Source organism: Variovorax sp. W1I1 (assembly GCF_030815625.1).
Classification (GTDB): Bacteria; Pseudomonadota; Gammaproteobacteria; order Burkholderiales; family Burkholderiaceae_C; genus Variovorax; species Variovorax paradoxus_C.
The window spans coordinates 2,373,125-2,391,307 of sequence record NZ_JAUSWZ010000001.1 but is presented as its reverse complement, the minus strand read 5'-3'; the positions used below and the strand labels follow the sequence as shown (position 1 = coordinate 2,391,307).

The window sequence follows — 18,183 nt, the reverse complement described above, 5'->3', positions numbered from 1 at the left end:
TCAGTGGAACCCTGTGACACAGCCCCGCATCATTCCCACTCGATCGTCGCCGGCGGCTTGCTCGACACGTCGTAGGTCACCCGGTTGATCCCGCGGACCTCGTTGATGATCCGCCCCGACACTTTCTTGAGCAGCGCATACGGCAGCTCCGCCCAGTCGGCCGTCATGAAGTCGCTGGTCTGCACGGCGCGCAGCGCGACCACGTAGTCGTAGGTGCGGCCATCGCCCATCACGCCCACGCTCTTGACCGGCAGGAACACGGTGAAGGCCTGGCTCGTGAGGTCGTACCAGCTCTTGCCGGTCTCGTCCTTGAAGTTGCGCAGTTCCTCGATGAAGATCGCGTCGGCGCGGCGCAGCAGGTCGGCATATTCCTTCTTCACTTCGCCGAGGATGCGCACGCCCAGGCCCGGGCCGGGGAACGGATGGCGGTACACCATCTCGGGCGGCAGGCCGAGCGCCACGCCGAGTTCGCGCACTTCGTCCTTGAACAGGTCGCGCAGCGGTTCGAGCAGCTTGAGACCGAGCTGCTCGGGCAAGCCGCCGACGTTGTGGTGGCTCTTGATGGTGACGGCCTTCTTGCTCTTGGCGCCGCCCGATTCGATGACGTCCGGATAGATCGTGCCTTGCGCCAGGAAGGTCGCGCCCTTGTGGCCGCCGTCGCCGGCCTTGAGCTTGGCGGCTTCCTGCTTGAACACGGTGACGAACTCGCCGCCGATGATCTTGCGCTTGGCTTCGGGGTCGCTCACGCCAGCGAGCTTGCCGAGGAACAGGTCGCTGGCATCGACGCGAATCACCTTCGCATGCAGCTTGCCTTCGAACATCTCCATGACCATGTCGCCTTCGTTCAAGCGCAAGAGGCCGTGATCGACGAACACGCAGGTCAGCTGGTCGCCGATGGCGCGGTGGATGAGCGCGGCAGCCACGCTCGAATCGACACCGCCCGAGAGGCCGAGGATGACTTCTTCGTCGCCCACCTGCTCGCGGATCTTCTCGACGGCTTCGGCGATGTGGTCGCGCATGACCCAATCAGGCTTGGCTTCGCAGATGCCGAGCACGAAGCGCTCGATGATCGCCTTGCCCTGCACCGTGTGCGTGACTTCGGGGTGGAACTGCAGCGCGTAGTAGCGGCGTGCCTCGTCGGCCATGCCGGCGATGGGGCAGCTGTCGGTGCTGGCCATGAGCTTGAAGCCCGGGGGCAGCTCGGTGACCTTGTCACCGTGGCTCATCCACACGTTGAGCATGCCGTGGCCTTCGGGCGTGGTGAAGTCGGCGATGTCCTTCAGGAGCGCCGTGTGGCCATGGGCGCGCACGGCCGCAAAGCCGAACTCGCGCTTGTGGCCGCCTTCGACCTTGCCGCCCAGCTGGTGCGCCATGGTCTGCATGCCGTAGCAGATGCCCAGCACGGGCACGCCGAGGTCGAACACGGCCTGCGGGGCCTTGTCGGTGGTTTCTTCGTACACGCTCGCGTGGCTGCCCGAAAGGATCACGCCCTTCAGGTGGCCGTCGGCCGCGTACTCGCGCACCCATTCGTCGGTGACGTCGCAGGGATGCACTTCGCTCAGCACATGCGCCTCGCGCACGCGGCGTGCGATGAGTTGGGTAACTTGCGAGCCGAAGTCGAGGATGAGGATCTTGTCGTGTTGCATGGCGAGAGGACTCAGAGCGTTGAAATGTCGAACAGCTTCACGCCCGCATGGGGCGCTGCTTGGATGAGTTGCTCGTCGAAGGTGGCGAGCGGGAGATTGAGCGACTTGGCGAGCCAGAGATAGCCCGCGTCATAAATCGAGATGCTGGCGTCGATGGCGACCGCGAGCACGGCCTTGTGCTGGGCCGGCGCGAGTTCGTGCAGTTCGACGCGGTGGCGGATGGCGTCGAGCACGCTCCACAGCCCTTCGACGGCGGACGTCGGAATGCGGCCGCTGCGCACGCCGTTCGCAAGGATGTTGGCGCACTCCCATTGCCAGGCATTGGGCGCTTGCGGCTCGACCTCATCGCGGCGGATGGCGGCGTAGAGCTTGCGGGTGTGTTCGCTGGCCTGATCGGGCAGGAGCCAAGCGGCAGTGACGGAGGCGTCCATGACGAAGGCTGTCACGATTGGCGTCCTTCGTCGAGCAATGCGCGCAGAGAGAGACCGGGCTGGATGGTGGCGTGCAGCGCGTCTATCTGGCCGAGTTCGCGGGCGATCTGCTCGTCGGTGATGACCGGCTTGCGGCGCACCGGCAGCATGCGCACGACTTCCTTGCCGTGGCGGGTGATGCGAACCTCCTCGCCCTTTTCGACCAGGTCGATGAGGGCAGAGAAGTTGTTCTTGGCTTCAGCGATGCCGATGGATTGCATTTGGGCCAGAAAAATTGAATCTGGCCCAAATTCTAAACCGAGTCTGGCCTGCGTTTCAAGGTCTGGCCAGAACAGGCTTATTCGGCGCGGTAGTTCGGCGCTTCCTTGGTGATCTGCACGTCGTGCACGTGGCTCTCACGGATGCCGGCTGTGGTGATCTCGACGAACTCGGCCTTGTTCTGCATGTCCGCGATGGTCGCGCAGCCGCAGTAGCCCATGCTGGCGCGCACGCCGCCGGCCATCTGGTAGACGATCGAGACGATCGAGCCCTTGTAGGGCACGCGGCCTTCGATGCCTTCGGGCACGAGCTTGTCGGTGTTGGGGTTGCCGGTGGTCGATTCCTGGAAGTACCGGTCGGCGCTGCCCTGCTGCATCGCGCCGATGGAGCCCATGCCGCGGTAGCTCTTGTAGCTGCGCCCCTGGTACAGCACGATTTCACCGGGTGCCTCTTCGGTGCCGGCGAACATGCTGCCCATCATGACGGTGCTGGCGCCTGCGGCGATCGCCTTGGCGATGTCGCCCGAGTAGCGCACGCCGCCGTCGGAGATCAGCGGAATGCCCGTGCCCTGCAGCGCGGTGGCGACGCTGTCGACCGCCATGATCTGCGGCACGCCCACGCCGGCCACGATGCGGGTGGTGCAGATGGAGCCCGGGCCGATGCCGACCTTGACCGCGTCGGCGCCGACATCGGCCAGCGCACGCGCCGCGTCGCCGGTGGCGATGTTGCCGCCGATCACGTCGACCTGCGGATAGTTGCGCTTGACCCAACGCACGCGCTCGATCACACCGGCGCTGTGGCCGTGCGCGGTATCGACCACGATGGCATCGACGCCGGCCTTCACCAGCGCTTCGACGCGCTCCTCGGTGCCGTCGCCCACGCCTACCGCGGCGCCCACGCGCAGGCGGCCGTTGGCATCTCGTGCGGCATTCGGGAAGCTGGTCTGCTTGGTGATGTCCTTGACGGTGATGAGGCCCTTGAGCTCCCAGTCGCCGTTGATGACCAGCAGGCGCTCGAGCTTGTACTTGTTCAGCAGCGCCTTGGCTTCGGCCAGCGTCGTGCCGTCGGGCACGGTGATGAGCTTGTCGCGCTGCGTCATGATTTCGCTGACGGGGACGTCGTAGCGGTTCTCGAAGCGCAGGTCACGGCCGGTGACGATGCCGACCACCTTGCCCGCGTCCACCACCGGGAAGCCGGAGATGCCGAGCTGGTCAGACAGCGCCATCACCTGGCGCACAGAGTGCGTCGGCGTGATCACCACCGGGTCGCGCAGCACGCCCGATTCGTAGCGCTTCACGCGGGCCACTTCGGCTGCCTGCTGTTGCGCGGTGAGGTTCTTGTGAACGATCCCGATACCGCCCTCCTGCGCGATGGCGATCGCGAGGCGGGCTTCTGTCACGGTGTCCATGGCCGCCGAGACGAGCGGCAGGTTCAGCGTGATGTTGCGGGAGAGTTTGGTGGCGAGGGAGGTGTCCTTGGGCAGGACCTGGGAGAACGCTGGCACCAACAACACGTCGTCGAAGGTGAGCGCTTTGCCGAGAAGGCGCATGGGTGAAGCTCCAAAAGACGGATTGTAACGAGGCTCCCGGGCCGTCCGCCCGGCCGGGCTTTTCGAGACCGTTGCAAAAGCAACCCACCGAGGATGTTGCAAGAAGTAAGGCGCGGCTAAACTTCGGGCATGAAATTCATGCACTGGCTGCTGGTGGGATGTGTCGTGGCGCTGCCGCTCTCTGCGAGCGCGCAATGGCAATGGATCGACAAGGATGGCAAGAAGGTCTTCAGCGACCAGGCGCCGCCGCCCGATGTTCCCGAGAAGAACATCCTGCGCCGTTCGGGCACGCCGCCGCCGCGGCCTGCCACCGGCATTGACGCTCCAGCGGCCGAGGGCGCCGAAGCTGGAGTGGCGCCCAAGGCGCGGGAAAGCGCTGCAGCGCCGAAGCCGAGCGGCGTCGACAAGGAACTCGAGGAAAAGACGAAGAAAGCCGAGGCCGAAGAAAAGGCCAAGCGCGCCGCCGAAGAAGCCAAGGTCGCCAAGGCCAAGGCCGACAACTGCGCCCGCGCCCGCGAAGGCAAGTCCACGCTGGACAGCGGCATCCGCATCGCGAAGGTGAATGCCAAGGGGGAGCGCGAGATCATGGACGACTCCGCGCGCGTGGCCGAGCAGAAGCGGGTCCAGTCGGTCATCGACAGCGACTGCAAGTAAAAAATCCGGCGGAACCGGCTGCTCAGTAGCCGGTCTTGCCGCCCTTGCGCTGGCTCGCGAAGAGGCCGGTGCCCCGCGCACCCTGGCGCTTGAAGCGCTCGCGGCGCGCCACCTTCGGATCGACCGTGAGCGGCCGGCACAGTTCGATGCGATCGCCGTCCTTCAGCACCTGGCTCCAATCGACCGCCCTGCCCCAGACACCCGGTGTCATGGCATGCCGCCAATCGAGATCGGGAAAGCGCTGCGACAACCCGCTCGCCTGCACCGCGTCGCTCAGGACGATGCCTTCTTCAAGCTGCAGGACCTGCTCGAACACCTCGCGTGCCGCGGGTGAGCAGGTCAGCGTGACCTCGATCATTCAGGCGCTGCCGTAGACCTGCTCGGCGCGCTTGACGAACGCTTCGACCAAGCTGGATGCAACGGTGTCGAACACCGGCCCCACGAGCGCTTGCAGGGCGAAGTTGCTGAAGCCGTAGCTCATGTGCAGCTCGACACGGCAGGCGCGTTCGCCCGCTTCGCCCACCGGCACGAACTTCCAGTTGCCGTCGAGGTTGGAGAAGGGGCCGTCGACCAGTTTGAGTTGCACTTCCCGGCCGGGAATGTGGGTGTTGCGGGTGGTGAAGCTCTGGCGCAGGCCGGCGAAAGCGAGGCCGACTTCGGCGGTCATGCCGGCCTCGTCCTCTTCGAGGATCCGGGCCTTGTCGCACCATGGGAGGAACTGCGGATACTTCGCCACATCGGTGACGAGCGCGTACATCTCTTCGGCGCTGTACCAGATGAGGACGGACTTGTTGACTGTTTTCATAGAATCGGTGCAGCGTGCGCGACGGATTGTATTGAAGCCATGCGTCCCCATCTTCCCGAGCCATGGCCACAAAGAAACAAGATACCTCCTCCCGCATTGCCGACAACAAGAAGGCCGCGTACAACTATTTCTTCGAAGAACGCTTCGAGGCCGGCATCGTGCTCGAGGGCTGGGAAGTCAAGTCGCTGCGCGAAGGCAAGGTGCAACTCACCGACGGCTACGTGGTGATCCGCGACGGCGAACTGTTCGTCGTGGGCCTGCAGATCAACCCACTCAAGAGCGCTTCGACGCACGTCAACCCTGATTCGATCCGCACCAAGAAGTTGCTGCTGCACAAGGAAGAGATCCGCCGCCTCGTCGGCAAGGTCGAGCAGAAGGGCTACACGCTGGTGCCGCTCAACCTGCACTGGAAGGCGGGCAAGGTCAAATGCGACATCGCGCTGGCCAAGGGCAAGGCCGAGCACGACAAGCGCGACACCATCAAGGACCGCGAAGGCAAGCGCGAGGTCGAGCGCGCAATGAAGAGCCGCAGCCGCTAGCAGCCATTCTTTTTTTTGCGCGGCATGGAATAAAACGCGCTCTGCGGGCGTTTGTGCAGTGTCATCGGATTGCCGATGCCACCCAACCAGGAGATTCCATGTCGCCACTTCGCGCTTCTTCCCTCGGCGCCGCTGCCGCTCTGCTCGGCAGCCTGCTCGCCCTTCCCGCATTCGCTCAACCCAAGGCGGCCGACGGCGCCCTGGTCGGGCCGAACGGCATGACGCTCTACACCTTCGAGAAGGACACGGCCGGCAACGGCAAGTCGGTCTGCAACGGCGGCTGCGCCACCAACTGGCCGCCCTTCATGGCCGCCGACAGCGACAAGCCGAGCGGCGACTTCACCATCGTCACGCGCGACGACGGCAAGAAGCAATGGGCCGCCAAGGGTTGGCCGCTCTACTACTGGGTGAAGGACACCAAGCCGGGCGACAAGACCGGCGACGGCGTGGGCGGCAACTGGAAAACCGCCAAGCCCTGATCCGGAACTCGCGCTCCCGGCCCACCCATGGACGCCCGCCTGCTGGTCGATCACATCCCGAGCCTGCGCCGCTATGCGCGCGCGCTCACGGGCAACACGTGGGCGGCCGACGACCTTGTGCAGGACACCCTGGAGCGGGCCTGCAGCAAGTGGCGGCTCTGGGTGGTGGGGAGCGACCTGCGCGCATGGCTCTTCACCGTCATGCACAACATCTTCGCAAGCCAGGTGCGGCGCACGCCACCGCCGCACAGCGTGGTGCCGCTGGACGACGCCACGCATGAGCTGCACGGCGGCATCGACCCGGGCCGCGACCAGGGCACGGGCCTCGACCTGCAACGCTGCCTGCTGCAATTGCCCGAGGAGCAGCGCGCGGTGCTGCTGCTGGTGACGCTCGAAGACATGTCCTATGCCGAGGTGGCGAAGGTGCTGGGCATTCCTGCCGGCACCGTGATGTCGCGCCTCTCGCGCGCCCGCGTGCGGCTGCAGGAGCTGCTGGACGGCGCCGCCGCGCCGCATCGCCCCGGCTTGCGCCGCCTCAAATGAAGCCCGCCCCATGACCCGCCCCGGCTCCCCTCCCACCGACATCACCGACGACGACCTGCACGCACTGGTCGATGGCCAGCTCGCCCCGGATCGCCGCTCCACGGTCGAAGAAGCCCTGGCGCGCGACCCCGCCATGATCGCGAAGGTCGCGGCTTGGCACACGCAGCGCGATGCCCTGCGCCGCCTGCACGGCGAGCTGCTGGACGACCCCATTCCCGCGCCGCTGATGAGCGCCCTCGACCGCCACCTGCCCCGGCAGGCCCGGCGCAGCAGCTGGATGCGCTGGGGCGGCATGGCCGCCGGCGTGCTCGTCGCGTTTGCCGCGGGCTGGCTCGGGAACGCGCAATGGTCGGCATCGCACGCCCCATCGAGGCAACTGGCCAAAGCGCCCGCAATGCGCGAATTCGTGCACGACGCGTCGATTGCCCACGTCGTCTACGCACCTGAAAAAAGGCACCCGGTCGAAGTGGCCGCCTCCGAGCAGCAGCACCTCGTGCAGTGGCTCTCCAAGCGGCTCGACCGCCCGCTCAAGGTGCCCGACCTCAGCACCCTGGGCTACACCCTCGTCGGCGGCCGCCTGCTGCCCGGCGAAACCGGCGCGCGCGCCCAGTTCATGTTCGAGGACGCGGCGGGCGAGCGCGTCACGCTCTACATCGGCACCCTCGATGCCCGGGCCGCGGGCTCGTCGCCGGACGCGCTGAAGGAAACCGCCTTCCGCTTCGCCTCCGAAGGCCCCGTGCCGAGCTTCTACTGGGTCGACCAGGGCTTCGGCTATGCCGTTGCCGGCAAGCTACCGCGCGAGGTTTTGCTCAAACTCGCGACCCTCGCCTACCGCGATTTGTCGTGAGCCCGGCATAAACTGCCGGCTCGCGCAACAACCCGCTTGCCTTGTTTGTTTTCGCGATTTTTCAACCGAAGGAGAAACTGCATGAAATTGCTCAGCGCCTCGATCCTCGCGGCGGCCCTGCTCGCCGGCTGCGGCGGCATGTCCAACAAGACCGCCAGCGCCCCCGACACCCCCACCCGCACCGCCGACGGCGTGCTGGTCGGACCGAACGGCATGTCGCTCTACACCTTCACCAAGGACACGGCCGGCGCCGGCACCTCCGCCTGCAACGCCCAGTGCGCCGCCAACTGGCCGCCGCTCCCCGTCGCCGAGGCTGCCAAGCCGATGGGCGGCTACACCATCATCATTCGCGAAGACGGCAAGCGCCAATGGGCCTACAAGGGCTGGCCGCTGTACTACTGGGCCAAGGACGCCAAGCCGGGCGACAAGACCGGCGACGGCGTGGGCGGCAACTGGAAGATCGCGCGCCCCTGAGCGGCACGGTGGTCACCTGATCGCAAAGGCTCCGGCCCACACCGGGGCCTTTTTTGTTGGCGCTGACCCGTCCTGCCCAGCGTTGACACCTTTCATCAGTGAAAGGAAAAAGCGCAATGGGCACAGGCGTCAAGAGAACTCAGCGTGACTACACGATGGCCTTCAAATTGGCTGTCGTCGAGCAAGTGGAAAAAGGGGAGCTGACCTGGGGCCAAGCGCAGAGTCGCTATGGGATCCAGGGCAACTCGACAGTGTTGAACTGGCTGCGCAAGCACGGTCGCCAGGGGTGGGGTCGTGCGGCATCATCGGCGGCTATGCCGATCGACAAGACAGCCATTGCACGGACGCCAGAACAGCGGATCAAGGAATTGGAAACGCAACTGGCCATGGCGCAGGAGAAGGCCCGGTTGTTCGAAGCGGTGCTGGAGGTCCTGAAGAAGGATCACGGCGTGCGTGTCGTAAAAAAGCCTTCGGGCAAGTCCTCGCGCAAGGCCTCGTCCAAGGGCTGAGCGTGACGCGGGCCTGCCACCACATGGGCATCAGCCGTCAGGCGTACTACCAGGGCCAGCACAGGGCCACCCGGCGCCACGAACGCGCCGAAGCGGTGGTGCAGTTGGTCAAGGAACAGCGCATGCGCCAGCCGAGACTGGGTACGCGCAAGCTGCACTACCTGCTGCGTGAGCCGTTGCAGCGCCAAGGCATCGAATTGGGGCGTGATGCGATGTTCGACGTGCTGCGCAACGCGCGCCTGCTTGTGGCGAACCGCCGGGCGTACCACAAGACGACGGACAGCCATCATCGCTTTCGCCGCCACCCGAACCTGGTCAAAGCGGGGCCTACGCAGATTCGCGTCACGCGCAGCGAGCAGCTGTGGGTGGCCGACATCACGTACCTGCCCACGGTCGACAAGGTGGTCTACCTCAGCTTGGTCACCGACGCGCATTCCCGCAAGATCGTGGGCTGGCACGTCCATGCCAGCCTGCAGACGGAGGAGGTGGCGCGGGCCCTGAAGATGGCGCTGCGCGAGCGAAAGACGCGCGAGCAACTCGTGCATCACTCTGATCGCGGCATCCAATACTGCTCGAACTACTATCAGGCGCTGCATCGCCGCCATGGCCTGAAGTGCTCGATGACCGACGGCTACGACTGCTACCAGAACGCACTGGCCGAGCGCATCAATGGCATCCTCAAGACCGAATTCCTGCTGAGCCAGCCAGCTGACCTGGCTCAGGCCAGACGACTGGTGGCCGAGTCCGTGCATATCTACAACCACGAGCGGCCCCATCTGTCGCTCAAAATGCAAACGCCCGATGCTGTGCATCGGGCGTCCGTGGTCGGCTGAGGCCGGCTATTTGGGTGTCAACGCAATTCAGGACGGGTCACGCGTGCGCCACGGCAGAATCGCCGCATGAATCCTGCAGCTGCGAATCCGGATGCGTTCCTCGCCCTTCTCTCCCATGGCCTGATCACCGATGCGCAGCACGACGCCGTGCTCGCTCATCCCGAGACCGCCGCGCTCCCGCCGATCCCCGGCCCCGCGCACGCACTGGCCTGGATGTGCCTGAAGGGCATCGTCACCCAAGAAGAAATCGACGACGCCGTCGAGCGGCTCGAAGAGGCCTCGCCGCCCATCGCCACCGCCGACGATGCGTCCTATATCGCCTACGACGTCGAGGAATTCGGGGAACTCGGCGACCGCGGCATCACCCATGAGGCAGTGAACGCGCTCTTCAATGACGGCCTCATCGATGCCGAGACACGCGACATGGCACTGGAGGAAACGCCGCTGGTCGGCAGCGTGCCCGCCGCACCGGCCGCGACGCTGGCCTGGATGGTGATCGACGGCCCGCTCGAGAGGGAATTGTTCGAGGCCACGCGTGCCGAGGTCGCGGCCGAGCCGGCCTTTGCCATGGCGGCGGACCGGGCCCGCATCGTGGCCGAGGCGCAAGACGAGATCGCGGCCGACGAAAAGGCAGTCGGCGCGTGGCGCGCCACCGCGCAAGGCAAGCGCCGCCGGAGTGCCTGGACCTCCGGGCTGGTCACGCTGGCGATCGCAGGCGGACTGGGCTGGTACCTCTTCGCGCCGGCAGGCGTGCCGGCCTGCAACGCCGAGGCCACGCGCAAGACACTGCAGGGCCTGATGCTCCGCGTATCGATCGACGCACGAACGCAGGGCCTGCGCGAAGTCGGCATCCCGAGCCTGAGCGGCCTGCGCGAAATCGGCTATCGCAAGGACGAACGCATCCGCGGCTGCATGGCGACGATGACACGGGGCGACGACACCAAGGCCATCGCGTACACGATCGGCCCGGCCTCTGCCGACGACGACAAGATGACGGTGCGCGGCGCCGACCCGGTCATCGTGGAGGCTCGGTTCGGCAATCTGGATGCCAAAGGCAAGCCGCTCTACAACGCCGAGCCCATCGGGCGCGTGGCGGCGGAGAAGGCCTTCCGTGACGGCGTGACCGCCCTTCAGGCGAGCTCGCCCGCCGCGGCAATGCTCCAGCGCCAGCTCGAACGCCAGCGCGCGCGGCAGCGCTCCACCACCGGCCTCGTGGTCACCGACGCGGACCGCGAACGCGAGATCGCCGACTTCGAGCCCACCGGACCCTGCCGCGCGCACGAAGACGGGGTGAGCCGGGTCTGTCCGCTGGTTGTCGAATACAACGACAGCCTGCTGGCCACCATCGGCCGCGCGCAGTCGCTACCGCTGACCGGCGACTTCACCTTCGTGCAGGACAACGGCAACTGGCGCATGAGTGACGACTTCGCAAAGCGCTTCACCCGGGCGGTTCTGGAAGCCCGGCTGGTCGGCATGGGCGTGACAGACGCCGCTGCGGCGCCCGAGTAAGTCTTGCGCGCCTAGTGCGCCTAGTGCGCGCCCGGCAAGGCGGTGTCGGCCGCCGTCGTGCGGCGCCCGCGCAGCGCCAGGAACTCGTTGAACACCAGTGCGCCGATGACCAGCGCGCCGAGCCAAGCCAGCGCAATGCCGAAGATCACTTCGAGCAGCGCCAGCAGAGCCACCTCGGGCGCCTTCAGCACTTGCGCGCACAGAACCGACAGCACACAGGGAATCGCCAGCTGGAACACGCCCAGGAATGCCAGCAAGCCGAGGTCGTGCGCACTCGCCTGGAGCGGCAAGGCGAAAGGCAAGGTGAACAAGGCGGTGAGCACGGCGCCGATCAGCACGGCGGGCACCAGGTCGATGTCATGCCCTTTGGCATGCGCGTGCTGGACCACGGTCCAGTTGGTGGCGCCGGCCAGCGGCACGCACAGCGCGACCAGCGTGCCGAGCAGCGAAGCACCGCCCGCCCCGCCCTGCATCAGCTGCGTGCCGTACATCCAGCCGATGCCCAGCCCGGCCACCACGATGGCCACCCAGGTGCGCGCGGGCAAGCGGTGACCGATGAAGATGCGCGCGGCGAGCGCGGTGAGCAGCGGCCCGAGCGACATCGTGACCAGCACGCTCGCCGTCGAAGCCATCGTGAGCGCCACCATGAAGGCCGTGAACATCACGGCCCAGCAGACGCCCGAGATCCAGAGTTCGCGCCCGCCGCTGCGCAGCTGCGAGAACACGGCGCGTCCCCGCCAAAGCGGCAAGATCACCAGCAGCGCCAGCATCGTGAAGAGGCTGCGCCAGAAGGTGATCTCGAAGCTGTGCGCCTGCGTGAGGTGCCGTGTGACGACGCCCGCCGTGCCCCACATCAGGGTCACGACGACCATCAGCCACACAGCCCCGCCGTGCGTCAGGCGCATGGGATTGCGAAAGAGCTGTTGTACGCGAGGAGGCGATCAGCCCATCGACGTGTCGCGGCCAGCGCGCTTGCGGTCGCTTTCCTTCAGGAAACGCTTGCGCAGGCGCACGCTCTTTGGCGTGATTTCGACCAGCTCGTCGTCCTCGATGAACTCGACGCCGTATTCCAGCGTGAGGTCGATCGGCGGCGTGATCTTGATCGCGTCTTCCTTGCCGCTCACGCGGAAGTTGGTCAGCTGCTTGGTGCGCGTGGCGTTCACGACCAGGTCGTTGTCGCGGCTGTGGATGCCCACGATCATGCCTTCGTACACCGGATCGTTCGCCTTCACGAACATGCGGCCGCGGTCGTCCAGCTTGCCGAGGGCATAGGTGAAGATTTCACCGTCGTCCATCGAGATCAGCACGCCGTTCTTGCGGCCACCGATGTCGCCCTTGTGCGCTTCGTAGCTGTCGAAGATGTTGCTGATGAGGCCCGAGCCACGCGTCAGATTCAGGAATTCGTTGGTGAAGCCGATGAGGCCACGCGCCGGAATGCGGTACTCCAGGCGCACGCGGCCGCGGCCGTCCGGTTCCATGTTGACCAGCTCGCCCTTGCGCTCGCCGAGGGCCTGCATGACGCCGCCCTGATGGCCTTCTTCGATGTCGGCCGTGACCATTTCGATGGGCTCGTGCTTCTCGCCGTTCACGGTGCGGAACACCACGCGCGGCTTGGACACGGCCATTTCGAAGCCTTCGCGGCGCATGTTTTCCAAGAGGATGGTCAGGTGCAGTTCGCCGCGGCCCATGACTTCGAAGATGCCTTCTTCGTCGGTCTCGCTCACGCGCAGGGCCACGTTGTGCTGCAGTTCCTTTTGCAGACGGTCCCAGATCTGGCGGCTGGTCACGAACTTGCCTTCGCGGCCGGCCAGCGGGCTGGTGTTCACGCAGAAGTTCATGGTCAGGGTCGGTTCGTCGACCTTGAGCATGGGCAGCGGTGCGGGCTTGTCCTTGTCGGTCACGGTGACGCCGATGCCGATGTCGGCAATGCCGTTGATCAGCACGATTTCGCCGGGGCCGGCTTCAGTCGACTGCACGCGGTCCAGGCCCTGGAAGGTCAGCACCTGGTTGATGCGGCCCTTGATAGCCTTGCCGTCCGGGCCTTCCATGACCAGCACGTCGGTCATCGGGCGCAGCGTGCCTTGGCTGATGCGGCCCACGCCAATGCGGCCGACGAAGGTCGAGAAGTCGAGCGCGGAAATCTGCAGTTGCAGCGGCGCATTCGGGTCACCCTTTTGCGACGGCACGTGTTTCAGGATGGTGTTGAAGAGGGCCGACATGTCGGGGCCCCACTGCTCGCCGGCAGCGCCTTCTTCGAGCGACGACCAGCCGTTGATGCCCGAGGCGTACACCACGGGGAAATCGAGTTGCTCGTCGGTCGCGCCGAGCTTGTCGAACAGGTCGAAGGCGGCGTTGACCACCTTGTCGGGGTTCGCACCAGGCTTGTCGACCTTGTTCACGACCAGGATGGGCTTCAAGCCGAGGGCCAGTGCCTTCTTGGTCACGAAGCGCGTCTGCGGCATCGGGCCTTCCTGCGCGTCGATCAGGAGCACAACGCCGTCGACCATCGACAGCGCGCGTTCCACTTCACCGCCGAAGTCCGCGTGGCCCGGGGTGTCGACGATGTTGATGTGCGTGCCTTCCCAGGTCACGGCGCAGTTCTTGGCCAGGATCGTGATGCCACGTTCCTTTTCGATGGCGTTGTTGTCCATCACCGTGTCGACGACTTTTTCGTGCTCGGCGAAGGTGCCGGACTGGCGCAGCAGCTGGTCGACCATGGTGGTCTTGCCATGGTCCACGTGGGCAATGATGGCGATATTGCGGATTTGCTTGGTACTCATGGTGTCGCTTCTGTCTGTTGTGCGTTCAAAAGAATTTGCTGAATTTCGATGGGGTTCAGCAAGCGCCCCGGGATCAGTTCGTTGGCGGCGATATGCGCCGTACCCAGGAAGGCGGGAGGCGTGTCGCCAAATACCGCCACGTGGTCTGCATCAGCCCAGGCGCCACGGCGGCGCAGACCGGACAAAAAACGCCCCGCATCTTCGCTGCCGAGCGTGACGATCATGTGGCCCTCGACCAGGGATTCAGCAGGCAACAACTGGGCCAGCCGCTCTTCCTCGTCCATGGCTTCGAGCGCTTCGAGCGTGATGCACTGCGCCACGCCGAAACCGCCGGTGGCCGTACGGCGCAGCGACGTGAGATGCGCGCCGCAGCCCAAGGCTTCGCCGATGTCTTCGCCCAACGTGCGGATGTAGGTGCCCTTGCTCACGGAGGCCACGATGCGGATCGCGTTGCCCGCGGATTCCGAGGCGGCCTGCGTGATCTTCAATGCATGGATCACGACGTCGCGCGGGGCGCGTTCGATCTCGATGCCTTCGCGGGCGTATTCGTAGAGCGCCTTGCCGTCCTTCTTGAGGGCGCTGTGCATCGGCGGAACCTGGCGGATCGGGCCGGTGAACTGCGCCTCGGCGCGGGCCAGGTCTTCGGCGGTGACGTGCACCGGGCGCTTGGCAATCACCTCGCCCTCGGCGTCGCCGGTCGAGGTCTTGATGCCAAGGCGCGCCGTGGCTTCGTAGGTCTTGTCGGCATCGAGGTGCAGCTGGCTGAACTTGGTGGCCGCGCCAAAGCACAGCGGCAGGACGCCGGTGGCCAATGGATCGAGCGTGCCGGTATGGCCCGCTTTTTCGGCACGCAGCAACCACTTGGCCTTTTGCAAGGCCTGGTTGCTGGAAAGTCCCAGCGGTTTGTCGAGCAACAACACCCCATGCACAGGGCGCCGCTGCACCCGTGTGCGTGGCGCATTCATCGCTATTCGTCTTTCGAGCGCGAAGCGACAGCCTGCGCGATCAGCGCGTTCATGTCGGCCGCGCGCTCGGTGGTGCGGTCGAACAGGAAGTGCAGCGTGGGCACAGTGTGGATATGGAGGCGCTTGAACAGGCCATTGCGGAGGAACCCCGCGGCCTGGTTAAGCGCTTCGGTGGTCTCGGCCACGTCGCCCGTGAGCAGGCTGAAGTAGACCTTCGCGTGCGCATAGTCGGGCGTGACCTCGACCGCCTGGATCGTGACCATGCCCACGCGCGGATCCTTCAACTCGCGCGCGATCAGTTCCGTCAGATCGCGCTGGATCTGGTCGGCGACCTTGAAGGCGCGGTTCGGGGCGGCGGCTTTTCTTTTGGGCATGAACGCTCTCGCTTCGAACGCTTACAGCGTCCGGGCGATTTCCTTGATCTCGAAGAATTCGAGTTGATCGCCCTCTTTGATGTCGTTGTAGTTCTTGAGCTTGATACCGCACTCAAAACCTTCGCGGACTTCGCGGACATCGTCCTTCATGCGCTTGATCGAGTCGACTTCGCCGGTGTAGATCACCACGTTGTCGCGCAGCAGGCGGAAATGCGCACTGCGGTTGACCGAGCCCGAGGTGATGTAGGAACCCGCGACCGTACCGATCTTCGAGGCGACGAACACCGTGCGGATTTCGGCCGAACCGATGATCTCTTCGCGGCGCTCCGGTGCCAGCATGCCCGACATCGCAACCTTGATCTCGTCCACGGCGTCGTAAATGATGCTGTAGTAGTTCAGTTGCACGCCGTTGCTCTCGGCCAGCTTGCGCGCACCGGCATCGGCACGCACGTTGAAGCCGATCACGATGGCCTTGGAGGCGATGGCGAGGTTGATGTCGCTTTCGCTGATGCCGCCGACGCCGGCGTACACCATTTGCACCTTGACTTCCTCGGTCGCCAGCTTGAGCAGCGACTGGGCCAGTGCTTCCTGCGAGCCCTGCACGTCGGCCTTGATGATGATCCGCAGCGTCTGCACTTCGCCCGCCGACAGGTCGGTGAACATGTTCTGCAGGTTCGCGGCCTGAGCCTTCGCCAGCTTCGTGTTGCGGAACTTGCCGGCACGGTAGGTGGCGATTTCGCGCGCACGGCGCTCGTCGGCCATCACCATGAACTCGTCACCCGCCTGCGGCACTTCGGTCAGGCCCTGGATCTCGACCGGGATCGACGGACCCGCGGTCTTGATGGTCTTGCCGTTCTCGTCCAGCATGGCGCGTACGCGGCCATAGGTCGAACCGGCCAGCACCACGTCACCCGCCTTCAGCGTGCCCGACTGGATCAGCACGGTCGCAACCGGACCGCGGCCCTTGTCGAGCTGCGCTTCGATGACCAGGCCCTTGGCGGCGGCATCGACCGGCGCCTTGAGTTCCAGCACTTCGGCCTGCAGCAGCACCTGCTCGAGCAGGTCGTCGATGCCCTGGCCGGTCTTGGCCGACACCGGCACGAACGGCACGTCGCCGCCGTACTCTTCGGGAACGACCTCTTCGGCCACCAGTTCCTGCTTCACGCGGTCCAGGTTGGCATCGGGCTTGTCCACCTTGTTGATGGCAACCACGATCGGCACACCAGCCGCTTTCGCGTGCTTGATGGCTTCCTTGGTCTGGGGCATGACGCCGTCGTCGGCCGCCACCACCAGGATCACAATGTCGGTGGCCTGCGCACCGCGGGCACGCATGGCGGTGAACGCCTCGTGACCCGGGGTGTCGAGGAACGACACCATGCCGCGTTCGGTTTCGACGTGGTAGGCGCCAATGTGCTGCGTGATGCCGCCGGCTTCGCCCGCTGCGACCTTGGCGCGGCGGATGTAGTCCAGCAGCGAGGTCTTGCCGTGGTCGACGTGACCCATGACGGTCACGACCGGTGCGCGCGGCAGGGCTTCCGCCGTTTGCGCCGACACGTCCTCGTCGGTGAAGGCTTCCGGATCGTCCAGCGCGGCAACCACCGCGTTGTGGCCCATTTCCTCCACCAGGATCATGGCGGTATCTTGGTCGAGCGACTGGTTGATGGTCGCCATCTGGCCCAGCTTCATCAATTGCTTGATGACTTCGCCGGCCTTCACGGCCATCTTGTGCGCGAGCTCGGCCACCGTGATGGTTTCGGGCACATGCACTTCCAGGATGCGCGCCTCGACCGGTGCGGCCGGCGTGTGCTCTTCATGACCGCCGCGGTCGTTGCCGCGACGGCCGCGTGGGCCTCCGCGCCAGTTGCCGCGACCGACACCACCGCTGGCATCGCCGCGGGTCTTGATTTCCTTCTTCTTGGCAGGATCGCCCGCCCAGCTCGAGGAGAGCTTGGCCGACTTGACTTCCTTGCCAGCGCCGGCTGCGGCGCCAGGGGCTGCAGCAGCACCCGGTGCGGCTGGTGCGCCGGGACGCGCTGCGGGCGTGGCCGGCTTGTGCAGCGTGCCCTTGACCGCGGCCTTTTCGGGCTGCGGCTTCTCGGGTGCCTTGTGCGGCACCAGCACGCGGGCCGGTGCATTCATCATGGCGCGGATGGCTTCGGCCTCGGCGAGGGCCTTGCGGCGACGCTCGTCCAGGTCCTTGGCGCGGGCGGCTTCCTCGTCGGCACGGGCCTTCGATTCGGCGGCGGCCTTGGCCTTCGCGTCTTCCTTGGCTTGCGTGGCGGCGGTCTGGGCGGCCAGCTTGGTGTCCGCGGCTTGCTGTTCCGCGGCGGCGGCCGCGGCAACTGCAGCAGGCGCTTCGACCGGCTTGGCGGCTTCCTTCGCGGGCGCAGCAGCGGCTTCGGCGGCAGCCTTCTTTTCGGCGGCGATGCGGGCAGCTTCCTGCTCGGCCTGTTCAGCGCGCTCGGCCTTTTCGGCCTGCTCGCGTTCGCGGGCTTCGGCTTCTTCGCGCAGGCGCCGCTTCTCGACCAGTTCTTCTTCCTGGCGGCGAATCAGCTCGGCCTGGCGGCGCGCTTCTTCCTCACGGCGGGCCAGTTCGGCCTCGTCCACGTGGGGCGCGGCCGGCGCGGCGGCAGGCGCCTCGGCGGTTTGCTGCACGGGCTCGGCCGGGTGGCCTTCGTCGCGCTGGATGAAGGTGCGCTTCTTGCGCACTTCCACCTGGATGGTGCGGGCGCGGCCGGTGGCATCGGCCTGCTTGATCTCGCTGGTCGACTTCTTGGTCAGCGTGATCTTCTTGCGCTCGGGCTCGGCGGTGCCATGGCTGGCTTTGAGAAAGCCGAGCAGGCGCTGCTTGTCAGCCTCGGTGAGTGCATCGGTGGGTGCCGCTTTGGGCACGCCTGCGCTCTTGAGCTGGTCAAGCAAGGTTTCGGGAGTCTTCTTGAGCTCGTTCGCGAACTCGGCGACAGTGGTACTGGACATATTGGTTTCGTG

19 protein-coding genes are annotated in these 18,183 nt (G+C 65.9%); 8 read left to right on the top strand and 11 right to left on the bottom strand.

Translation table 11 applies throughout. The features are described from left to right. Positions 1-29 precede the first annotated feature (29 nt). The 4 genes from guaA to guaB all read right to left on the bottom strand — a co-directional run bounded on the left by guaA (position 30) and on the right by guaB (position 3,884). Complete coding sequence (guaA, locus tag QFZ83_RS11345; protein WP_307506195.1) at positions 30-1,646, bottom strand: glutamine-hydrolyzing GMP synthase; 1,617 nt, start codon at positions 1,644-1,646, stop codon at positions 30-32. Positions 1,647-1,657: 11 nt separating this feature from the next. Then, positions 1,658-2,077, bottom strand: coding sequence for a type II toxin-antitoxin system VapC family toxin (locus tag QFZ83_RS11340; protein ID WP_307512690.1), 420 nt, complete (start codon positions 2,075-2,077; stop codon positions 1,658-1,660). 11 nt (positions 2,078-2,088) lie between these two features. Further along, positions 2,089-2,337 (bottom strand): type II toxin-antitoxin system Phd/YefM family antitoxin, encoded by a 249-nt coding sequence (locus QFZ83_RS11335; protein ID WP_307506190.1) that lies wholly within the window; start codon positions 2,335-2,337, stop codon positions 2,089-2,091. Positions 2,338-2,414: 77 nt separating this feature from the next. Next, positions 2,415-3,884 carry an IMP dehydrogenase gene (gene guaB / locus QFZ83_RS11330; RefSeq protein ID WP_013541283.1) on the bottom strand — a complete coding sequence of 490 codons (1,470 nt, stop codon included), beginning with the start codon at positions 3,882-3,884 and terminating at the stop codon, positions 2,415-2,417. A 129-nt stretch (positions 3,885-4,013) separates the two neighbouring features. Here guaB and QFZ83_RS11325 point away from each other — a divergent pair, with 129 nt between their 5' ends. Beyond that, positions 4,014-4,538 (top strand): DUF4124 domain-containing protein, encoded by a 525-nt coding sequence (locus QFZ83_RS11325; RefSeq protein ID WP_307506188.1) that lies wholly within the window; start codon positions 4,014-4,016, stop codon positions 4,536-4,538. 22 nt (positions 4,539-4,560) lie between these two features. Here QFZ83_RS11325 and QFZ83_RS11320 read toward each other — a convergent pair whose 3' ends face one another. Together QFZ83_RS11320 and QFZ83_RS11315 are read right to left on the bottom strand one after the other, a co-directional pair. Next, a complete protein-coding gene (locus QFZ83_RS11320; protein WP_307506185.1) occupies positions 4,561-4,896 on the bottom strand; it encodes an RnfH family protein in 336 nt (111 codons plus the stop codon). Further along, a complete protein-coding gene (locus QFZ83_RS11315; RefSeq protein ID WP_307506182.1) occupies positions 4,897-5,343 on the bottom strand; it encodes a type II toxin-antitoxin system RatA family toxin in 447 nt (148 codons plus the stop codon). A 62-nt stretch (positions 5,344-5,405) separates the two neighbouring features. Between QFZ83_RS11315 and smpB the strand changes: the two genes are divergently transcribed. The 7 genes from smpB to QFZ83_RS11280 all read left to right on the top strand — a co-directional run bounded on the left by smpB (position 5,406) and on the right by QFZ83_RS11280 (position 11,076). Continuing rightward, on the top strand, positions 5,406-5,882 hold the full coding sequence (smpB, locus tag QFZ83_RS11310; RefSeq protein WP_013541279.1) for an SsrA-binding protein SmpB: 477 nt from the start codon (positions 5,406-5,408) through the stop codon (positions 5,880-5,882). Positions 5,883-5,980: 98 nt separating this feature from the next. Beyond that, positions 5,981-6,361: a hypothetical protein gene (locus tag QFZ83_RS11305; protein ID WP_307506178.1), complete on the top strand. Its 381-nt coding sequence runs from the start codon at positions 5,981-5,983 to the stop codon at positions 6,359-6,361. A gap of 27 nt (positions 6,362-6,388) precedes the next feature. Next, the gene (locus QFZ83_RS11300) at positions 6,389-6,904 is read left to right on the top strand and encodes a sigma-70 family RNA polymerase sigma factor (protein WP_307506175.1); all 516 of its coding nucleotides are present in this window, start codon (positions 6,389-6,391) and stop codon (positions 6,902-6,904) included. A gap of 10 nt (positions 6,905-6,914) precedes the next feature. Then, positions 6,915-7,751, top strand: a complete 837-nt coding sequence (locus tag QFZ83_RS11295) for an anti-sigma factor (RefSeq protein ID WP_307506173.1) — start codon at positions 6,915-6,917, stop codon at positions 7,749-7,751. A gap of 81 nt (positions 7,752-7,832) precedes the next feature. Beyond that, a complete protein-coding gene (locus tag QFZ83_RS11290; protein ID WP_306879270.1) occupies positions 7,833-8,225 on the top strand; it encodes an ATP-binding protein in 393 nt (130 codons plus the stop codon). Positions 8,226-8,341: 116 nt separating this feature from the next. Beyond that, positions 8,342-9,567 (top strand): IS3 family transposase gene (locus QFZ83_RS11285; RefSeq protein ID WP_373457494.1). Its coding sequence is split into 2 segments (ribosomal slippage): positions 8,342-8,684 and positions 8,684-9,567, totalling 1,227 coding nucleotides; the frame shifts between segments, so codons are not numbered across the junction. A gap of 66 nt (positions 9,568-9,633) precedes the next feature. Then, positions 9,634-11,076 (top strand): hypothetical protein, encoded by a 1,443-nt coding sequence (locus tag QFZ83_RS11280; RefSeq protein ID WP_307506170.1) that lies wholly within the window; start codon positions 9,634-9,636, stop codon positions 11,074-11,076. 20 nt (positions 11,077-11,096) lie between these two features. Here the strand turns inward: QFZ83_RS11280 and QFZ83_RS11275 are convergent, their stop codons facing one another. From QFZ83_RS11275 to infB, 5 genes are read right to left on the bottom strand one after another with little or no spacing between them, the layout of a single operon-like run. Further along, positions 11,097-11,981, bottom strand: coding sequence for a DMT family transporter (locus tag QFZ83_RS11275; protein ID WP_307506167.1), 885 nt, complete (start codon positions 11,979-11,981; stop codon positions 11,097-11,099). A gap of 36 nt (positions 11,982-12,017) precedes the next feature. Then, entirely contained in the window at positions 12,018-13,856 is a 1,839-nt protein-coding gene (gene typA / locus QFZ83_RS11270; protein WP_307506164.1) for a translational GTPase TypA, read from the bottom strand. Beyond that, on the bottom strand, positions 13,853-14,821 hold the full coding sequence (gene truB / locus QFZ83_RS11265; RefSeq protein ID WP_307506161.1) for a tRNA pseudouridine(55) synthase TruB: 969 nt from the start codon (positions 14,819-14,821) through the stop codon (positions 13,853-13,855). The genes typA and truB overlap by 4 nt, the downstream gene beginning before the upstream one ends. A 2-nt stretch (positions 14,822-14,823) precedes the next feature. Further along, on the bottom strand, positions 14,824-15,195 hold the full coding sequence (rbfA, locus tag QFZ83_RS11260; RefSeq protein WP_013541270.1) for a 30S ribosome-binding factor RbfA: 372 nt from the start codon (positions 15,193-15,195) through the stop codon (positions 14,824-14,826). Positions 15,196-15,216: 21 nt separating this feature from the next. After that, a complete protein-coding gene (gene infB / locus QFZ83_RS11255) occupies positions 15,217-18,171 on the bottom strand; it encodes a translation initiation factor IF-2 (RefSeq protein WP_013541269.1) in 2,955 nt (984 codons plus the stop codon). Positions 18,172-18,183: the final 12 nt, after the last annotated feature.